General features: G+C 73.5%; 15 protein-coding genes. 4 read left to right on the top strand and 11 right to left on the bottom strand.

Translation table 11 applies throughout. The features are described from left to right. The first annotated feature begins 124 nt into the window (after window positions 1-124). Window positions 125-1,186, top strand: coding sequence for a questin oxidase family protein (locus V1J52_RS22790; RefSeq protein ID WP_330141816.1), 1,062 nt, complete (start codon window positions 125-127; stop codon window positions 1,184-1,186). A 22-nt stretch (window positions 1,187-1,208) separates the two neighbouring features. On the opposite strand, the gene V1J52_RS22795 is transcribed toward V1J52_RS22790, so the two are convergent. After that, window positions 1,209-2,219 carry a polyprenyl synthetase family protein gene (locus V1J52_RS22795; RefSeq protein ID WP_330141817.1) on the bottom strand — a complete coding sequence of 337 codons (1,011 nt, stop codon included), beginning with the start codon at window positions 2,217-2,219 and terminating at the stop codon, window positions 1,209-1,211. 197 nt (window positions 2,220-2,416) lie between these two features. Between V1J52_RS22795 and fahA the strand changes: the two genes are divergently transcribed. The 3 genes from fahA to V1J52_RS22810 all read left to right on the top strand — a co-directional run bounded on the left by fahA (window position 2,417) and on the right by V1J52_RS22810 (window position 4,847). After that, complete coding sequence (gene fahA, locus V1J52_RS22800) at window positions 2,417-3,622, top strand: fumarylacetoacetase (protein WP_330141818.1); 1,206 nt, start codon at window positions 2,417-2,419, stop codon at window positions 3,620-3,622. A gap of 73 nt (window positions 3,623-3,695) precedes the next feature. Next, entirely contained in the window at window positions 3,696-4,265 is a 570-nt protein-coding gene (locus V1J52_RS22805; protein WP_330141819.1) for a hypothetical protein, read from the top strand. Window positions 4,266-4,328: 63 nt separating this feature from the next. After that, on the top strand, window positions 4,329-4,847 hold the full coding sequence (locus tag V1J52_RS22810; RefSeq protein ID WP_330141820.1) for a hypothetical protein: 519 nt from the start codon (window positions 4,329-4,331) through the stop codon (window positions 4,845-4,847). Window positions 4,848-4,933: 86 nt separating this feature from the next. Here the strand turns inward: V1J52_RS22810 and nuoN are convergent, their stop codons facing one another. The 10 genes from nuoN to nuoE are packed head-to-tail and all read right to left on the bottom strand — an operon-like array spanning window position 4,934 to window position 18,123. Then, window positions 4,934-6,604 (bottom strand): NADH-quinone oxidoreductase subunit NuoN, encoded by a 1,671-nt coding sequence (gene nuoN, locus V1J52_RS22815; protein ID WP_330141821.1) that lies wholly within the window; start codon window positions 6,602-6,604, stop codon window positions 4,934-4,936. Then, complete coding sequence (locus tag V1J52_RS22820) at window positions 6,601-8,217, bottom strand: NADH-quinone oxidoreductase subunit M (RefSeq protein WP_330141822.1); 1,617 nt, start codon at window positions 8,215-8,217, stop codon at window positions 6,601-6,603. The genes nuoN and V1J52_RS22820 overlap by 4 nt, the downstream gene beginning before the upstream one ends. Before the next feature lie 3 nt (window positions 8,218-8,220). Beyond that, complete coding sequence (nuoL, locus tag V1J52_RS22825; RefSeq protein ID WP_330141823.1) at window positions 8,221-10,167, bottom strand: NADH-quinone oxidoreductase subunit L; 1,947 nt, start codon at window positions 10,165-10,167, stop codon at window positions 8,221-8,223. A gap of 13 nt (window positions 10,168-10,180) precedes the next feature. Beyond that, window positions 10,181-10,480, bottom strand: a complete 300-nt coding sequence (gene nuoK / locus V1J52_RS22830; protein WP_330141824.1) for an NADH-quinone oxidoreductase subunit NuoK — start codon at window positions 10,478-10,480, stop codon at window positions 10,181-10,183. Further along, on the bottom strand, window positions 10,477-11,301 hold the full coding sequence (locus V1J52_RS22835; protein ID WP_330141825.1) for an NADH-quinone oxidoreductase subunit J: 825 nt from the start codon (window positions 11,299-11,301) through the stop codon (window positions 10,477-10,479). Before V1J52_RS22835 ends, nuoK begins: the two co-directional genes overlap by 4 nt. Beyond that, window positions 11,298-11,957 carry an NADH-quinone oxidoreductase subunit NuoI gene (gene nuoI / locus V1J52_RS22840; protein ID WP_330141826.1) on the bottom strand — a complete coding sequence of 220 codons (660 nt, stop codon included), beginning with the start codon at window positions 11,955-11,957 and terminating at the stop codon, window positions 11,298-11,300. The genes V1J52_RS22835 and nuoI overlap by 4 nt, the downstream gene beginning before the upstream one ends. Beyond that, complete coding sequence (gene nuoH, locus V1J52_RS22845; protein WP_330141827.1) at window positions 11,950-13,353, bottom strand: NADH-quinone oxidoreductase subunit NuoH; 1,404 nt, start codon at window positions 13,351-13,353, stop codon at window positions 11,950-11,952. The genes nuoI and nuoH overlap by 8 nt, the downstream gene beginning before the upstream one ends. Next, a complete protein-coding gene (locus tag V1J52_RS22850) occupies window positions 13,350-15,878 on the bottom strand; it encodes an NADH-quinone oxidoreductase subunit G (protein WP_330141828.1) in 2,529 nt (842 codons plus the stop codon). The genes nuoH and V1J52_RS22850 overlap by 4 nt, the downstream gene beginning before the upstream one ends. Beyond that, window positions 15,875-17,230 (bottom strand): NADH-quinone oxidoreductase subunit NuoF, encoded by a 1,356-nt coding sequence (gene nuoF, locus V1J52_RS22855; RefSeq protein ID WP_330141830.1) that lies wholly within the window; start codon window positions 17,228-17,230, stop codon window positions 15,875-15,877. Before nuoF ends, V1J52_RS22850 begins: the two co-directional genes overlap by 4 nt. Next, window positions 17,230-18,123, bottom strand: a complete 894-nt coding sequence (gene nuoE / locus V1J52_RS22860; RefSeq protein ID WP_330141898.1) for an NADH-quinone oxidoreductase subunit NuoE — start codon at window positions 18,121-18,123, stop codon at window positions 17,230-17,232. Before nuoE ends, nuoF begins: the two co-directional genes overlap by 1 nt. Window positions 18,124-18,131 lie beyond the last annotated feature (8 nt).

An 18,131-nucleotide genomic window follows, 5' to 3' on the forward strand; every position in this document is an offset into this window, starting at 1 on the left:
CGGGGATGATCGCCCCCGAGAGCGTCCCAGGGTCGCCCCCCGGGGGGGACGTAAGGCTCGCGTCCGCCGGATCGGACCGTGGCCCGATGCCCGCGGCGGCGGCGCGCGTCTAGCGTCTTCCCCCATGGACACCACGGGAGTTCTGGACGAGGCACTGCACCGGCTGCACGGCACCGGCCCCGAGTTCGGCGGCTGGCTGAGCAACCACGGCCCCATGGCCGTCGAGGCCCTGGTCCGGCACGGGCAGGCCCGCACCGTGCACCGCTGGCTCGACCGCTACGGCACCCGCCTGGAGGACGCGCCCGTCCCCGGCGCGCGCATCGGCGACACGACGTGGCGGGAGGCGCTCGGCGACCCCCGGCGGCTGGGCGACTGGCTGCTCCACTTCGACCGGCTGCTGGCCGAACGGCCGTGGCGCGCCGTGCTCGCCCAGTGGTGGCCGCGCCTCCTGCCGGGCATCGCCGGGGGCGCCACGCACCCCGTGATCCGCGTGGGCCACGCGGTACGGACCCTGCGCGAGGCCGAGGCGGCGGGCGCGGACACGGGGCCGGGCGGCGGCGCGGGGCGGAACGCGCCGCGGCTGCGGGAACTGGCGCACGGCCTCGGGTACTGGGCGGCCCGGCACCAGCCGCTGCCCCCCGCCCTCGCCCTGCGGCCGGGGCCGGACGCGGCGGGCGACGCGCTGCGGGCCGTCGCGCGGGTGCCGGACGCGAGCGGGGGCGTGAACCACCGGCTCGGCCAGCTCACCGAACTGCCCGCGTGGCCGCGGTCAACGGCGCCGGACGACGTCCCCGGCCGGCTCGGCGAACTCGTCGACGAGGCCGTGCGGTACTACGCCGGTCACGCGCACGGCGACGCGGTGATGCTGGTGCACGCGGCGACCGCGCCCAACGCGGTGCTGCGCACCCTGCCGGACCTGCCGCACGCGCTGTGGCCCGCGAGCCTGGCGGCGGCGTGGTCGGCGTCGGCGGCCGTCACCGCCGCCTACCGGCCCGAGCGGGCCGCAGCACCGGGCGCACCGGGGGCGGCGGACCTGCCGGAGCTGTTCGAGCGGGCGGCGGCGCACGGGGACGAGCACGTGATCAAGCTGGCGGACACGGCGGCGGACGTCGCGGCGCGGCACCCGCACGACGTGGGCGCCCGCGCGGCGGTCGTCCGCGCGGTGGAGCTGATCGACCCGCTGTGACGGCCGCGTCGCGGCGGCGGCGTCAGCCGGCCCGGTGGACGACCGCGTCGCACAGGGCCGACAGCGCGTCCTTCGCCGGGCCGGGCGGCAGCGGGGTGAGTATCTCCCGCGCCTGCTCCGCGCACTGGACGGTGTCGCGGCGGGCCAGCTCCAGCGCGGGGTGGGCCCGCAGCCCGGCGAGGGCGTCGGCGAGCCGGGCGTCGTCGGTGAGGTCGCCGTCGAGGAGGCCGCACAGCGCCAGGTCCGCGGCCGAGCCGCCGCGCGAGGCCATGGAGCGCAGGTGCAGCACCGGGAGCGTGGGGATGCCCTCACGCAGGTCCGTGCCGGGCGTCTTGCCCGACTCGTGGCTGTCGCTGGCGACGTCCAGCACGTCGTCCGCGAGCTGGAACGCCGTCCCGATGCGCTCGCCGTACTGGGTGAGGACGGAGACCGCCCGTTCGTCCGCCCCGGACATGAGCGCGCCGAACCGCCCGGCCACGGCGATGAGCGAGCCCGTCTTGCCCGCGATGACGTCGCGGTAGTGGTCGATCGGGTCCTGCCCCTCGCGCGGCCCGGCCGTCTCCAGGATCTGCCCGGTGACCAGCCGCTCGAACGCCTCCGCCTGGATGCGGACGGCCTCGGGGCCGAGGTCGGCCAGGACGTGGGAGGCGCGGGCGAACAGGAAGTCCCCGGTGAGGACGGCGACGGAGTTGTCCCAGTTGGCGTTGGCGCTGGGCACGCCGCGCCGCACGTCGGCCTCGTCCATGACGTCGTCGTGGTACAGCGTCGCCAGGTGGGTCAGCTCCACGACGACGGCCGAGGGCACGACGCCGGGCGCGTGGGCGTCCCCGAACTGGGCGGCGAGCAGCACCAGCAGCGGCCGGAAGCGCTTCCCGCCGGCCCGCACCAGGTGCTGAGCGGCCTCCGTGATGAAGGGGACGTCGCTCTTGGTCGCCTCGACGAGTCCCGTCTCCACGGCCGACAGCCCGTTGTGGACCTCGGCCTCCAGAGCCTGGTCCCGCACGCTCAGCCCGAAGGGCCCGACGACGGTCACGAGGGTTCTCCTGTCTGCGGACGAACGTACCTGCGGCGTTTCACGCCTGGTCGCTGGTGGTCACATCTGGTTACCGCGCAGTTCGCTCTCTCCCGGGAAGCGTATCCGGTCACATACGGATCACGTGAGGCACGTCCCTCGATAGCCTGTGCCCGGTCCTGACCGGCGACGACCTCGAAGGCGAGGGCACCACACACATGCCTGCAGACACCCCGAACGGGCTGTACGGGCCGGAGAACCTGCCCTACGGCGTCTACTCCGCGGCCGGTGACCCGGGGCGGCGCCGGATCGGCGTCCGGCTCGGCGACGACGTCATCGACCTGGGCGCGGCCGCGACGGAGCTGGGCTCCCCGCACGCCGCGCTGCTCACCGCCCAGACCCTCAACCCGCTGCTCGCCGCCGGCCGCCCGGTGTGGACGGCGGTCCGGGCGGACCTGCGCGCCTGGCTGGACGAGCGGCCCGGCGCGCTGCCCCGCGTCCCCCTCGCGGACGTCCGCCTGCACCTGCCGTTCGACGTGGCGGACTACGTCGACTTCTACGCCAGCGAGCACCACGCCACCAACGTCGGGCGCATCTTCCGGCCGGACGGCGACGCGCTGACGCCCAACTGGAAGCACCTGCCGATCGGCTACCACGGCCGGGCCGGCACCGTCGTGGTGTCCGGCACGCCGGTCGTCCGGCCGCACGGGCAGCGCCGCACGCCGGACGGGCCCGTGTTCGGCCCGTCCCGGCGCCTGGACATCGAGGCGGAGGTCGGCTTCGTCGTCGGCGCGCCGTCCCGGCTCGGCGAGCCGGTGCCGCAGGCGGCGTTCCGCGACCACGTGTTCGGGGTGTGCCTGGTCAACGACTGGTCGGCCCGGGACGTCCAGGCGTGGGAGTACGTGCCGCTCGGGCCGTTCCTCGGCAAGTCCTTCGCCACCTCCGTCTCCGCCTGGATCACTCCGCTGGACGCGCTGGACGCGGCCCGCTGCGCGCCGCCGGAGCGCAGCCACCCGCTGCTGGACTACCTCCGGGACGACGCCGCCTCCGGGACCGAGCCCGGCGGTTTCGACCTGCGCATGACGGTGACGCTGAACGGCCACACCATCGCCGAACCGCCGTTCTCCGCGATGTACTGGACGGCTGCGCAGCAGCTCGCGCACATGACCGTGAACGGCGCCTCGCTGCGCACCGGCGACCTGTTCGCCTCGGGCACGGTCAGCGGCCCCGAGCCGCACCAGCGCGGCTGCCTGCTGGAGCTGACGTGGTCCGGCGAGGACCCCGTCGAACTGCCCGGCGGCACCCGCACGTTCCTGGAGGACGGCGACGAGGTCGTCATCACGGCCTGGGCGCCGGGCCCGCACGGCTCCCGCGTCGGCCTGGGCGAGGTGAGCGGGCGGATCTCGCCCGCCGCCGCGGGCTGAGGCGTTGGTACCGTTGGCCGGTTCCACCGGGCCGGGCAACGGCACCGGACGCGAAACGGCAAAGGGGAGAACCGTGCGCGAAGTGGCGCGGTACGGGAGCATCACGGCCGCCGCGGTGGCGGCGGCACTGCTGGCCGGCGGTTGCGGGGGCGGCGGCGGGGAGCCGGGCGGCGACGAGCCGGCAGCCTCCGCGCCGCCGTCCGCCGAGGCCTCCGCGGACGGCGAGGGCGACGCGGGCGCCGGGGACGGCCAGGAGGAGTCCCAGGAGCCCCAGGAGGGCTCCGAGGACGGGGCTCCCGCGGGCGGCGACGTGGACGTCGACGCGCTCCAGGGCGGCTGGACCACCCACCCGCTGGAGGGCAACGGCGAACTGCTGGCGCTCGGCTTCGCCGACACCATCGTCGTGCTGGACGGCTCGGTGAGCTGCGAGGGCTCCCTCAAGGCGTCCGCGCAGCCGATGACGCTCCAGCTGAACTGCGCGGAGGGCCAGGACGGCTACAGCACCGGCACCATCGAGAGCCTGGCCGACGGCAAGCTGACGGTCGCGTGGAAGTCGGGCGAGAAGGACGTCTTCCTCAGCAGCTCGGAGCTGGAGGAGATGGTGCCCACCGATCTCCCCGAGCTGCCCGACCTGGGCGGCTGACGCGCGGGGCCCGGCGGCCACGCGCCGGCGGGCTCACCGCCGCGCGTCCCCTCCCCTGCTAGCTTGACCGCCATCTGTTCGTTGACCGAGGGGAAGCACATGCGCACGTCGGCGCGGATGACGGGGACGGCCGCGGCACTCGCGGCGGCGCTGCTGCTGGCCGGATGCGGCGGCGGTGACGACGGGGGCGGCGACGAGAAGCCCGCCGCCCAGGAGTCCCGGGACTCCGGGGCCGACCCGCGCACGGAGCGCGCACCGGGCACCGTCCAGGGCTTCTGGACGGCCCGGGCGGACGGCGACGACCTGGCCCTCACCGTCGTCTCCGACGCCGTGCTGCTGGTGCGGGACGGCCGGGCGTGCAACGGCCGGGTGACGCAGGGCGAGCGGCAGACGCTCACCCTGAGCTGCTCCGGCGGCGGCGGTGAGGGGCGCACCCACGGGACGGTGGACCAGGTCGACGGCGCGGAGATGACCGTCTCCTGGAACGGCGGCGCCACCGACACCTTCGAGCGCGTCGCCGACGCCCCGAAGGACGCCCCCACCGGCCTCGGCGGCCTGGAGGACCTGCTCCCGCCGGGCTGAACCGGCTCCCGCCGGGCCGGGAAGCGCGAAGGGGGAGGGAGCCGGGCGCGGTGCGCCCGGCTCCCTCCCCCTTCGCCGCCGACGGGTCAGCGCACGAACGTCCCGGCCTGTCCGGCCAGGTCCAGGAAGTACTGCGGGGCCACGCCGAGGACCAGGGTGACGGCGACGCCGACGCCGATGGCCACCGTCGTGAAGGCGCTCGGGATGGCGACGGTGGGCCCGTCCGGGCTGGGCTCGGAGAAGAACATCAGCACGATGACGCGGACGTAGAAGAACGCCGCGATGGCCGAGGCCACGACGCCGACGACGACCAGCGCCCCGGCGCCGCCCTCCGCCGCCGCCTTGAACACCGCGAACTTGCCGGTGAAGCCGGACGTCAGCGGGATGCCCGCGAAGGCCAGCAGGAAGACGGCGAACACCGCGGCCACCAGCGGCGAGCGCCGGCCGAGCCCGGCCCACTTGGACAGGTGCGTGGCCTCGCCGCCCGCGTCGCGCACCAGCGTCACCACGGCGAAGGCGCCGAGGGTGACGAAGGAGTAGGCGAGCAGGTAGAAGAGGACCGACGAGACGCCCTCGGGCGTGGTCGCGATGACGCCCGCGAGGATGAACCCGGCGTGCGCGATCGAGGAGTACGCCAGGAGCCGCTTCACGTCCGTCTGGGTGATGGCGACGATCGCGCCGACCAGCATCGAGACGATGGCCACGCCCCACATCACCGGGCGCCAGTCCCAGCTCAGGCCCGGCAGGACGACGTAGAACAGCCGCAGCAGGGCGCCGAACGCGGCGACCTTCGTGGCCGCGGCCATGAACCCGGTGACGGGGGTGGGGGCGCCCTGGTAGACGTCGGGGGTCCACATGTGGAACGGCACCGCGCCGACCTTGAACAGCAGCCCCATCACGACCAGCGCGCCGCCGATGAGCAGCAGCGCGTCGTTGCCCATGGCCGCCGCGAGCGCCGGGTCCGGGCTGGACACGGTGCCCTCGACGACCTGCGCGATGCCCGCGTAGGACACCGTGCCCGCGTAGCCGTAGAGCAGGGCGATGCCGAAGATGAGGAACGCCGAGGAGAACGCGCCGAGCAGGAAGTACTTGACGGCCGCCTCCTGGGAGAGCAGCCGCCGCCTGCGGGCGAGGGCGCACAGCAGGTACAGCGGCAGCGAGAAGACCTCCAGCGCGATGAACAGCATCAGCAGGTCGTTGGCGGCGGGGAAGAGCAGCATGCCGCCGACCGCGAACAGCAGCATCGGGAAGATCTCTGTCGTCGTCCACCCGGCCCGCACGGCCTCCTTCTCGCCCTCGCCGCCGGGGACGGCGGCGGGCTGGGCGGCGAACGAGTCCACCCGGGCGCCGTGGGAGACCGGTTCGAGACGGCGTTCGGCGAAGGTGAAGACGGACACCAGCGCGACGAGCAGGATGACGCCCTGCAGGAACAGCGCGGGGCCGTCCACGGCGATCGAGCCGATCCCGGCGACCGTCGCCTCGGTGGTTCCGTAGCCGCCCATCGCCAGGCCCAGCACGGCGGCGAAGGCCCCGGCGAGGCCGAGGAAGGCCAGCACCACCTGCGCGCCGTAGCGCAGCCGCCGCGCGGCGAACGCCTCGACCAGGATGCCGACGACGGCGGCGCCGAGCACGATGATCGCCGGGGAGAGCTGGGCGTACTCGATGGAGGGCGCCTCGGCGGCCACCGTCCACAGGCTGTGGACGGTGTCGGCGGACGGGACGGCCGCGTCGGTGCTCAGGTGTGTCGTCGCGCTCATTCCGCGGCCTCCACTGCGGGCAGTTCCGGTGCCGGGTCGGTCTGCCGCACATCCGAGAGGGTGTGCTCGACCGCCGGGTTGACGATGTCGGTCAGCGGCTTCGGGAAGACGCCGAGGAAGATCAGCAGGGCGATCAGCGGCGCCACGACGGCCAGCTCACGCGGACGCAGGTCCGGCATCCGCGCGATCTCCGGCTTGTCCACCGGCCCGGTCATCGTGCGCTGGTAGAGCAGCAGCACGTACAGGGCGGCCAGGACGATGCCCGCCGTCGCCACGATCCCGGCCGCCGGGTAGCGGCTGAACGTGCCGACGAGGACCAGGAACTCGCTGACGAACGGGGCCAGCCCCGGCAGCGACAGGGTGGCCAGGCCACCGACCAGGAACGTGCCCGCCAGCACCGGCGCCACCTTCTGCACGCCGCCGTAGTCGGCGATGAGCCGGGAGCCGCGCCGGGAGATGAGGAACCCGGCGACGAGCATCAGCACGGCCGTCGAGACGCCGTGGAAGACCATGTACAGCGTCGCGCCGCTCTGCCCCTGGCTCGTCATGGCGAAGATGCCGAGGACGATGAAGCCGAAGTGCGAGATCGACGCGTAGGCCACCAGCCGCTTGATGTCGCGCTGGCCGACGGCCAGCAGCGCGCCGTACAGGATGCTCACCAGCGCGAGCACCACCACCACGGGCGTCGCCCAGCTGCTCGCCTCGGGGAACAGGCCCAGGCAGAAGCGGAGCATGGCGAAGGTGCCGACCTTGTCCACCACCGCGGTGATGAGCACGGCCACCGGCGCGGTGGACTCGCCCATCGCGTTCGGCAGCCAGGTGTGCAGCGGCCACAGCGGGGCCTTCACCGCGAAGGCGAGGAAGAAGCCGAGGAACAGCAGCCGTTCGGTGTTCTGCCCCATGGTCAGCTCGCCGGCCGCGCGGGCCTCGGTGATCTGCTGGAGCGAGAAGGTGCCCGCGCCGAGCTGGTCGGCGGTGACGACGTACAGGCCGATCACGGCGGCCAGCATGATGAGGCCGCCGGCCAGGTTGTACAGCAGGAACTTGACGGCCGCGTACGAGCGCTGCTTGGCGCCCTCGGCCTCCCCGGCCGCGTGCGCCCGGTCCCCGAAGCCGCCGATGAGGAAGTACATCGGGATGAGCATGGCTTCGAAGAAGATGTAGAAGAGGAAGACGTCCGTCGCCGCGAAGGACAGGACGACCATCGCCTCGACCATGAGGATCAGCGCGAAGAAGCCCTGGGTGGGCCGCCACCGCCGCGCGGGCTCCGCGCCCTTCGCCGGGTCGGCGTCGTGCCAGCCCGCGACGATGACGAAGGGGACGAGCAGCGCGGTGAGCGCGATGAGCGCCACCCCGATCCCGTCCACGCCCAGTTCGTAGCGGACGCCGAAGTCGGCGATCCAGGCGTGCGACTCGGTGAGCTGGTACCGGTCGCCGCCGGGCGTGAACAGCACCAGCACGACCGCGGCCAGCACCAGGGTGCCCAGCGACACCAGCAGCGCGAGCCACTTGGCGGCCGTGCGCCGGGCGGCGGGCACCGCCGCCGTGGCGACGGCGCCGAGCGCGGGCAGCGCGGCGGTGGCCGTCAGCAGGGGGAACGACGTGTCAGCCATGGATCAGACCGCCCTCATCAGCAGGGTGGCAGCGACCAGCACGGCCGCACCTCCGAACATCGAAACCGCGTAACTGCGCGCGAACCCGTTCTGCACCCGGCGCATGCGGCCCGACAGCCCGCCGAAGGAGGCGGCCGTGCCGTTCACGACCCCGTCCACGACCGTGTGGTCCAGGTAGACCAGGGAGCGGGTCAGGTGCTCGCCGCCGCGCACCAGCACGACGTGGTTGACGTCGTCCTGGAACAGGTCGCGGCGGGCGGCGCGGGTGAGCAGGGAACCGCGCGGGGCGGTGACGGGCACCGGCTTGCGCCCGTACTGGGCCCAGGCCGCGCCGACCCCCAGGAGCATGACGGCGACGGTGGCGCCCGTGATGACCGGGATCGGCAGCGGCGGGTGCGGGTGCTCGAACTGCGTCACCGGCTCCAGCCAGTGCACGAACGCCTCGCCCCAGTTGAACAGGCCGCCGGCGAAGACCGAGCCGAAGGCCAGCACGATCATGGGGATCGTCATGCTGCGCGGCGACTCGTGCGGGTGCGGCTCCGCGTGGGCGCCGCGCCCGGCCGCCGCCGGCTCCACGTCCGGGGCGTCGGGCGAGGGCGCCGGGCGGTTGCGCCAGCGCTCCTCGCCGAAGAACGTCAGCAGCATGATCCGCGTCATGTAGTACGCGGTGAGCGCCGCGCCCAGCAGCGTCGCGCCGCCGAGCACCCAGCCCCTGACCCCGCCCGCCGAGAAGGCGGCCTCGATGATGAGGTCCTTGGAGAAGAAGCCGGACAGGCCGGGGAAGCCGATGATGGCGAGGTAGCCGAGGCCGAACGTCACGAAGGTGACCGGCATGTGGCGGCGCAGCCCGCCGTACCGGCGCATGTCCACCTCGTCGTTCATGCCGTGCATGACCGAGCCCGCGCCGAGGAACAGCCCGGCCTTGAAGAAGCCGTGCGTGACCAGGTGCATGATGGCGAAGGCGTAGCCGATCGGGCCGAGCCCGGCGGCCAGCACCATGTAGCCGATCTGCGACATCGTGGAACCGGCCAGCGCCTTCTTGATGTCGTCCTTCGCGCAACCGACGATCGCGCCGAACAGCAGCGTGACCGCGCCGACCACGACCACCACCGTCTGCGCGTCCGGCGCCGCGTTGAAGACGGCGCCGGAGCGGGTGATGAGGTAGACGCCCGCGGTCACCATCGTCGCGGCGTGGATGAGCGCCGAGACGGGGGTGGGGCCCTCCATCGCGTCGCCCAGCCAGGACTGGAGCGGCACCTGCGCCGACTTGCCGCAGGCCGCGAGGAGCAGCATCAGGCCGATCGCGGTCAGCGTGCCCTCGCTCGCCCCCTCGGCGTTCTCCAGCACCGGGCCGAAGGCGAAGGTGCCGAACGTGGTGAACATCAGGAAGATCGCGATCGACAGGCCCGCGTCGCCGACGCGGTTGACGATGAACGCCTTCTTCGCCGCCGTGGCCGCGCTCGGCTTGTGCTGCCAGAACCCGATGAGCAGGAACGAGGCGAGGCCGACGCCCTCCCACCCGACGTACAGCACAAGGTAGTTGTCGGCCAGGACGAGCAGCAGCATCGCCGCGAGGAACAGGTTCAGGTAGCCGAAGAACCGGCGGCGCCGCTCGTCGTGCTCCATGTAGCCGACCGAGTAGAGGTGGATGAGTGTGCCCACCCCGGTGATCAGCAGGACGAACGTCATGGAGAGCTGGTCGAGCTGGAAGGCGACGTCCGCCTGGAAGCCCTCCACCGGGACCCAGCTCCACAGGTGCTGGTGCAGGGCCCGTTCCTCGCCGTCCCGGCCGAGCATGCCGAAGAAGAGCACGGCGGCGACGGCGAAGGACGCGGCGGCCAGCGCGGTGCCCAGCCAGTGCCCCGTCCGGTCCAGCCTCCTGCCGCCGCACAGCAGGACGGCCGCGCCGAGCAGGGGCGACGCGACGAGCAGTCCGATCAATGACTCCACTGGTACGTACCCCTTACAGCTTCATCAGGCTGGCGTCGTCGACCGAGGCCGAGTGACGGGAGCGGTAGAGCATCACGATGATCGCCAGCCCGACCACGACCTCGGCGGCGGCGACGACCATGACGAAGAACGCCATGATCTGCCCGTCGAGATTGCCGTGCATGCGGGAGAAGGCCACCAGCGTGAGGTTCGCCGCGTTGAGCATCAGCTCGATGCACATGAACACGACGATGGCGTTGCGCCGGATCAGCACCCCGAAGGCGCCGATGGTGAACAGCAGCGCGGCCAGGTAGAGGTAGTTCACGGGGTTCACTGGTCGGCCTCCTCGCCGCGGCCGTGGTAATCGGCGGTGCGCTTCTCGATGGCCGCCACCTCGGCGAGCTGCTCCCGGCTGACCTCGCGGACCTGCCCGCGGCGGTGCAGCGTGTCGCTGACCGTCAGCGGCGAGGGCGTGCCGTCGGGCAGGAGGCCCGGACGGTCGACGGCGTTGTGCCGGGCGTAGACGCCGGGCGCGGGCAGCGGCGGGACGTGGACGCCCTTGCGCACCCGCTCCTCGGCCTGCTCGCGCTGCGACTTCACCTTCTCGGTGCGCTCGCGGTGGGTGAGCAGCGTCGCGCCGACGGCGGCGATGGTCAGCAGCGCGCCGGTCACCTCGAAGGCGATGACGTACTCGGTGTACAGCCGCTCCGCGATGCCGGGCACGTTGCCGCCGAACTCGGCGTTGGCCGCCCCGATGCCGGTGAAGGTGCCGAGCGCGGCCTGCCCGATGCCGCCGAACAGCAGCAGGCCCAGGCCGACGGCGCAGGCCGCCGCCATCCAGCGCTGGCCCTTGAGCGTCTCCTTGAGCGAGTCGGCGGTGTTGACGCCGACGAGCATCAGGACGAACAGGAACAGCATCATGACGGCGCCCGTGTAGACGACGATCTGCACGATGCCGAGGAAGTAGGCGCCGTTGGCCAGGTAGAAGACGGCCAGGAGCGCCATCGTCGCGGCCAGGCACAGCGCCGAGTGGACGGCCCGGCGCAGCAGGACCGTGCCGAGCGCGCCCGCCACGGCCAGCACGCCGAGGACGTAGAACTGCACGGCCTCGCCGCTGGAGGTGGTCGCCGCGAGGAGCTGGGGTGCGGTGCTCACCGGTGCTTCACCTCCTCGGTGGCCTCGCCGGGCGCGGCGCTCGTCTCGGGGGACGCCCCGGCGGCGGCGGGCTCGTCCGGGCCGAAGGTGTCGGCGGCGGCCTGCGGCGCCCCGCTGTCGACCGGCTCCTGCTGGACGGTGCCCTCGGCGGCCTCGGTGACCAGGCCCCGGTAGTAGTCCTTCTCGGTCATGCCGGGGAAGATCGCGTGCGGCGAGTCGACCATGCCCTCGCTCAGCCCGACGAGCAGCTCCTCCTTGGTGAAGATGAGCGACTCGCGGGTGCGGTCGGCGAGTTCGTACTCGTTCGTCATGGTGAGCGCCCGGGTCGGGCACGCCTCGACGCACAGCCCGCACAGGATGCAGCGCAGGTAGTTGATCTGGTAGACGCGGCCGTAGCGCTCACCTGGCGAGTAGCGCTCCTCGTCGGTGTTGTCCGCGCCCTCGACGTAGATGGCGTCGGCCGGGCAGGCCCAGGCGCACAGTTCGCAGCCGACGCACTTCTCCAGCCCGTCCGGGTGCCGGTTGAGCTGGTGGCGGCCGTGGAAGCGCGGCGCGGTGGGCTTCTTGTACTCGGGGTACTGCTCGGTGAGCCGCTTCTTGAACATGGCCTTGAAGGTCACGCCGAAGCCGGCCACGGGCCCCAGGGGATCAGGCATCGTCGGACTCCTTGCTCTCAGCGCTGTCGGCCGCGCGCTCACCGGCACCACCGGCCGCGACGGACGCGGGCTCCCGCTCCCGGCGCGGCGTGCGCCGCGGCACCGGGGGCAGGGTCTGGCCCGGGAGGGGCGGCACGGGGTAGCCGCCGGCCATGGGATCGAAGACGGGCGGGTCCTTGCGGGCGGCGGCCGCGGCGTCCCGCTCGGCCTGCTGCTCCCTGCGGTCGCGGAAGACGTCCGCGACGAAGGAGGCGAGCAGCAGCACGACGATGCCGCCGACGACCCACAGGACGATCTGCCCGAAGTCGTAGCCCTCGTTGCGCATCGCCCGGACGGTGGCGACGAGCATCAGCCACACCAGGGAGACGGGGATGAGGACCTTCCAGCCCAGCTTCATGAACTGGTCGTAGCGGACCCGGGGCAGCGTGCCGCGCAGCCACACGAAGACGAACAGCAGCACGAGCACCTTGAGCACGAACCACAGCAGCGGCCACCAGCCGTGGTTGGCGCCCTCCCACCAGGTCGAGATGGGCGCCGGAGCACGCCAGCCGCCCAGGAAGAGGGTGACGGCGAGGGCCGACACGGTGACCATGTGGATGTACTCGGCGAGCATGAACATCGCGAACTTGATCGACGAGTACTCGGTGTTGAAGCCGCCGACGAGGTCGCCCTCGGACTCGGGCATGTCGAACGGGGCGCGGTGCGCCTCGCCGACCATGGCGACCATGTAGATGAGGAACGAGACCGGCAGCAGCACCGCGAACCACGTGTCGCCCTGCGCCCCGACGATGGTCGAGGTGGACATGGACCCGGAGTAGAGGAAGACCGCGGCGAAGCTCAGCCCCATCGCGACCTCGTAGGAGATGATCTGCGCCGTGGCCCGCACCCCGCCGAGCAGCGGGTACGTCGATCCGGAGGACCAGCCCGCGAGCACCGTGCCGTAGGCGGCGATGGAGGCGGTGGCCAGGATGTAGAGGATCGCCACCGGCAGGTCGGTGAGCTGCATGGCGGTGCGGGTGCCGAAGATAGACACCTCGTTCCCCGGCGGCCCGAACGGGATGACGGCGATGGCCATGAACGCCGGGATGGCGCCGAGGACGGGGGCGAGGATGTAGACGAACTTGTCCGCGCCCTTGACGACGACGTCCTCCTTGAGCATCAGCTTGATGCCGTCCGCGAGGGACTGGAGCATGCCCCAGGGGCCGTGCCGGTTGGGGCCGACGCGCCGCTGCATCCAGGCGACGACCTTGCGCTCCATGACGATGGAGATCAGCACGGTCACCATGAGGAAGGCGAAGCAGAACACCGCTTTGACCGCGATCAGCCAGAACGGGTCCTGGCCGAACACGGAGAGGTCCTCGGCGGCGAGCGTCAGCCCCGGCTGGATGGCGGTCACGAGCGCACCTCCGGTACGTCGTTGTCGGGAGCGGCGGCCCCGGCACCGGCCGCGCCCGGGGCGATGCGGACGAGTTCGCCGGGACGGGCCCCGGTGTCGCGGGTGACGCCGCCGCCGACGGAGTTCAGCGGCAGCCACACCACCCGGTCGGGCATGGGCGTGACGGCCAGCGGCAGCGTGACCGTCCCGGCGGGGCCGGTGACGGCGAGCGGGTCGCCGTCGGCGAGCCCCGTCTCCGCCGCGGTGGCCGGGGACAGCCGGGCCACGGCCGGGTGACGGGTGCCGGCCAGCGCCTCGTCGCCGTCCTGGAGCCGCCCCTGGTCGAGCAGCAGGCGGTGCCCGGCGAGCACGGCCTCGCCCGCCGCGGCGGCGGGGAGGGGGCGTCCGGACTCGGCCGGCGCGGTGGCGCGCGGGCCGTCCCAGGCGCCGAGCCGGGCCAGTTCGGCGCGGGCCGTGCGCACGTCGGGCAGGCCGAGGTGGACGTCCAGCGCGTCGGCCAGCATGGTGAGCGCCCGGCCGTCGGGGAAGACGAACCGGCGGGTCATCTGGGCGGGCTTGATCGCGGCCTCGAACGGACGGCGGCGGCCTTCCCAGGTGAGGAACGCGCCCGCCTTCTCGGCCACCGCCGACACCGGCAGCACCACGTCCGCCCGCCGCGTGACCTCGCTGGGCCGCTGCTCCAGGCTGACGAGGAACCCGACCGCGTCCAGCGCCTCGATCGCGCGGTCCGGGTCCGGCAGATCGGCGACCTCCACGCCGCCGACGACGAGGGCGGCCAGTTCGCCGCGCGCGGCGGCCTCCACGATCTGCCCGGTGTCGCGGCCGGCGCCGCGCGGGAGTTCGGCGACGCCCCACAGGGCGGCCGTCTCCTCCCGGGCGCGCGGGTCGGTGGCGGGACGGCCGCCGGGCAGCAGCCCCGGCAGGGCGCCCGCCTCGATCGCGCCGCGCTCCCCGGCCCGGCGCGGGATCCACACCAGCCGGGCCCCGGTGGCCGTCGCCAGCCGCAGCGCGGCGGTCAGCGCGCCGGGGACGGCCGCCAGCCGCTCCCCGGCGAGGATGACGGCGCCCTCGGCGCGCAGCGCCTCGGCGGCGGCCCGCCCGGTCTCCTCCAGCCCGACGCCCCCGGCGAGCGCGTCCAGCCACTCGGTCTCGGTGCCGGGCGCGGCGGGCAGCAGCGTGCCGCCCGCCTTGGCCAGGCCCCGGGTGGCGTAGGGGGCGACGGAGAACGTGCGCTGCTGGTGCTTGCGGTGGGCCTTGCGCAGCCGCAGGAAGACGCCGGGCGCCTCCTCCTCCGCCTCGAACCCGGCCAGCAGCACCGCCGGTGCCGCCTCCAGCGCGGTGTAGGTGACCCCGGTGCCGTCCAGGTCCACGCCGCGCCCGGCGACGTGGGCGGCCAGGAAGTCGGCCTCCTCAGCGCTGTGGACCCGGGCCCGGAAGTCGACGTCGTTGGTGGCCAGCGCCACGCGGGCGAACTTGGCGTACGCGTAGGCGTCCTCGACGGTGAGCCGTCCGCCCGCGAGCACCGCGGCGCGTCCCCGGGCCCCGGCCAGCCCCTCGGCCGCCGCCCGGAGCGCCTCCGGCCAGCTCACCGGCTCCAGCTTCCCGGTGTCCGCGTCGCGCACGAGCGGGGTGGTGAGCCGTTCGGGCCGCTGGGCGTAGCGGAACCCGAAGCGGCCCTTGTCGCACATCCACTCCTCGTTGACCTGCGGGTCGTCGGCCGCCAGGCGGCGCATGACCTTGCCGCGCCGGTGGTCGGTGCGCGTCGCGCAGCCGCCCGAGCAGTGCTCGCACACGCTCGGGCTGGAGACGAGGTCGAACGGGCGGGAGCGGAACCGGTAGGCGGCCGAGGTGAGCGCGCCGACCGGGCAGATCTGGATGGTGTTGCCGGAGAAGTAGGACTGGAACGGGGTGTCCTCGCCGGTGCCGACCTGCTGGAGCGCGCCGCGCTCCAGCAGCTCGATCATCGGGTCTCCGGCGATCTGGTTGGAGAAGCGGGTGCAGCGCGCGCACAGCACGCAGCGCTCGCGGTCCAGGAGCACCTGCGTGGAGATCGGCACCGGCTTGTCGAAGGTGCGCTTGCGGCCCTCGAAGCGGCTCTCGGAGCTGCCGGTGGACATGGCCTGGTTCTGGAGCGGGCACTCGCCGCCCTTGTCGCAGACCGGGCAGTCCAGGGGGTGGTTGATGAGCAGCAGCTCCATCACGCCGCGCTGCGCCTTCTCGGCGACCGGCGACGTGAGCTGGGTGCGCACCTCCATGCCGTCGGTGCAGGTGATGGTGCAGGACGCCATCGGCTTGCGCTGGCCCTCCACCTCCACGATGCACTGGCGGCAGGCGCCGGCCGGGTCGAGCAGCGGGTGGTCGCAGAAGCGCGGGATCTCGATGCCCAGCAGCTCGGCGGCGCGGATGACCAGCGTGCCCTTGGGCACGCTGATCTCGGCGCCGTCGATCGTCAGGCTCACCAGGTCCTCGGGTGGCTTCTCCGCTTCCCCGCCCCCGGAGGTCTTGGCGTCGGTGGTCACGGTCACGCGTTCACCTCCAGGTGAGCGTTGTTGTCGGCGCTGCCCGCGTCGTCGGCCCAGGCCGTGGACCTGGCCGGGTCGAAGGGGCAGCCGCGCCCGGTGACGTGCTGCTCGTACTCGGCGCGGAAGAACTTGAGGGAGGAGAAGATCGGGCTCGCCGCGCCGTCGCCCAGCGCGCAGAAGGACTTGCCGTTGATGTTGTCGGCGATGTCCGCGATCTTGTCGAGGTCGGCCATGGTGGCCTTGCCCGCCTCGATGTCCCGCATGAGCTGGACGAGCCAGTACGTGCCCTCGCGGCAGGGCGTGCACTTGCCGCAGGACTCGTGGGCGTAGAACTCGGTCCAGCGGGTGACGGCCCGCACCACGCAGGTCGTCTCGTCGAAGCACTGGAGGGCCTTGGTGCCGAGCATCGACCCGGCGGCGGTGACGCCCTCGTAGTCCAGCGGGACGTCCAGGTGCTCCTCGGTCAGCAGCGGGGTGGAGGAGCCGCCGGGCGTCCAGAACTTGAGCCGGTGCCCGGGGCGCATGCCGCCGCTGAGTTCGAGGAGCTGGCGCAGCGTGATGCCGAGCGGTGCCTCGAACTGGCCGGGGTTCGCCACGTGCCCGGAGAGCGAGTAGAGCGTGAAGCCCGGGGACTTCTCGCTGCCCATCGAGCGGAACCACTCCTTGCCCCGGGCCAGGATCGCGGGGACCGACGCGATGGACTCGACGTTGTTGACCACCGTCGGGCACGCGTACAGGCCGGCGACGGCCGGGAACGGCGGGCGCAGCCGGGGCTGCCCGCGGCGACCTTCGAGGGAGTCCAGCAGCGCCGTCTCCTCGCCGCAGATGTAGGCGCCCGCGCCCGCGTGCACGGTGAGCTGGAGGTCCTTGCCCGCCCCGAGCGCGTCCTTGCCGAGGTACCCGGCCGCGTACGCCTCGGCGACGGCCGCGTGCAGCCGCCGCAGGACGGGCACGACCTCGCCGCGCAGGTAGATGAACGCGTGCTGGGAGCGGATCGCGTGGCAGGCGATGACGATGCCCTCGATGAGGGAGTGCGGGTTGGCGTAGAGCAGCGGGATGTCCTTGCAGGTGCCCGGCTCGGACTCGTCGGCGTTGACGACGAGGTAGTGCGGTTTGCCGTCGCCCTGCGGGATGAACTGCCACTTCATGCCGGTGGGGAAGCCCGCGCCGCCCCGGCCCCTCAGCCCGGCCTCCTTGACGTAGGCGATCAGGTCGTCCGGGTCCATGGCGAGGGCCTTGCGCAGCCCCTCGTAGCCGTCGTGCCGCCGGTAGGTGGCGAGCGTCCACGACTCCGGTTCGTCCCAGAACGCCGACAGGACGGGGGCGAGCAGCTTCTCGGCGGATTCCGTCGCCATCACCGGGCCTCCTCGCCGCTGGTGCCGCTGGTGCCGCTGTCGTCGGGCCCGGCGCCGCGCCGGTCGTCCCGGTCGCCCCGGTCGCGGCCGGGAACCGGCCCCGTCGGGTGGGCCGGGTCGGACGCGGCGGTCTGCTCGGGCGCGTCGTGGGAGCTGGGGTGGCCCTCGGGGGCGCCGGACGCCGACCGGGGCGGCGGCGTCTCGGCGCGCGGGCCGACGACGCGTCCGCCCGCGGCCTCGCCCTTGGCGAGCCGGAGCCCGGTGAGCGAGGCCGGGCCCGCGCTGCCGCCGGCCTCGGTGGCGCCGGGGCGCTCGTCGGGGAACCCGGCGAGGATGCGGGCCGTCTCCTTGAAGGTGCACAGCGGGGCGCCGCGGGTGGGCCGCACCTCGCGCCCGGCCCGCAGGTCGTCCACGAGCTGCTTGGCGGAGGCGACCGTCTGGTTGTCGAAGAACTCCCAGTTGACCATCACCACGGGGGCGAAGTCGCAGGCCGCGTTGCACTCGATGTGCTCCAGCGTGACGGCGCCGTCCTCCGTCGTCTCGCCGTTCCCGACGCCCAGGTGGTCCTGGAGTTCGGTGAAGATCGCGTCGCCGCCCATGACGGCGCACAGGGTGTTGGTGCACACCCCGACCTGGTAGTCCCCGCTCGGCTTGCGCCGGTACATGGAGTAGAAGGTGGCGACCGCGGTGACCTCGGCGGTGGTCAGGCCGAGCATCTCGGCACAGAACCGCATGCCGGTCGGGGTCACGTGCCCCTCCTCGGACTGCACCAGGTGCAGCAGCGGCAGCAGGGCGCTGCGGCTGTCCGGGTAGCGGGCGATGACCTGCTCGGCGTCTCCGGCGAGCCGGGCGCGCACCTCGGCGGGGTAATCCGGGGCGGGTAGCTGCGGCATGCCCAGGC

This window comes from Streptomyces solitudinis, from assembly GCF_036323765.1.
Lineage (GTDB): Bacteria > Actinomycetota > Actinomycetes > Streptomycetales > Streptomycetaceae > Streptomyces.

Excerpts from the sequence above, each read along its gene's own strand:
- fahA (WP_330141818.1), top strand. The coding sequence starts at position 2,417 with ATGCCTGCAGACACCCCGAACGGGCTGTACGGGCCGGAGAACCTGCCC.
- nuoE (WP_330141898.1), bottom strand. The coding sequence starts at position 18,123 with ATGCCGCAGCTACCCGCCCCGGATTACCCCGCCGAGGTGCGCGCCCGG.
- nuoN (WP_330141821.1), bottom strand. The coding sequence starts at position 6,604 with ATGAGCGCGACGACACACCTGAGCACCGACGCGGCCGTCCCGTCCGCC.
- V1J52_RS22790 (WP_330141816.1), top strand. The coding sequence starts at position 125 with ATGGACACCACGGGAGTTCTGGACGAGGCACTGCACCGGCTGCACGGC.
- nuoI (WP_330141826.1), bottom strand. The coding sequence starts at position 11,957 with ATGCCTGATCCCCTGGGGCCCGTGGCCGGCTTCGGCGTGACCTTCAAG.
- nuoF (WP_330141830.1), bottom strand. The coding sequence starts at position 17,230 with ATGGCGACGGAATCCGCCGAGAAGCTGCTCGCCCCCGTCCTGTCGGCG.
- V1J52_RS22820 (WP_330141822.1), bottom strand. The coding sequence starts at position 8,217 with ATGGCTGACACGTCGTTCCCCCTGCTGACGGCCACCGCCGCGCTGCCC.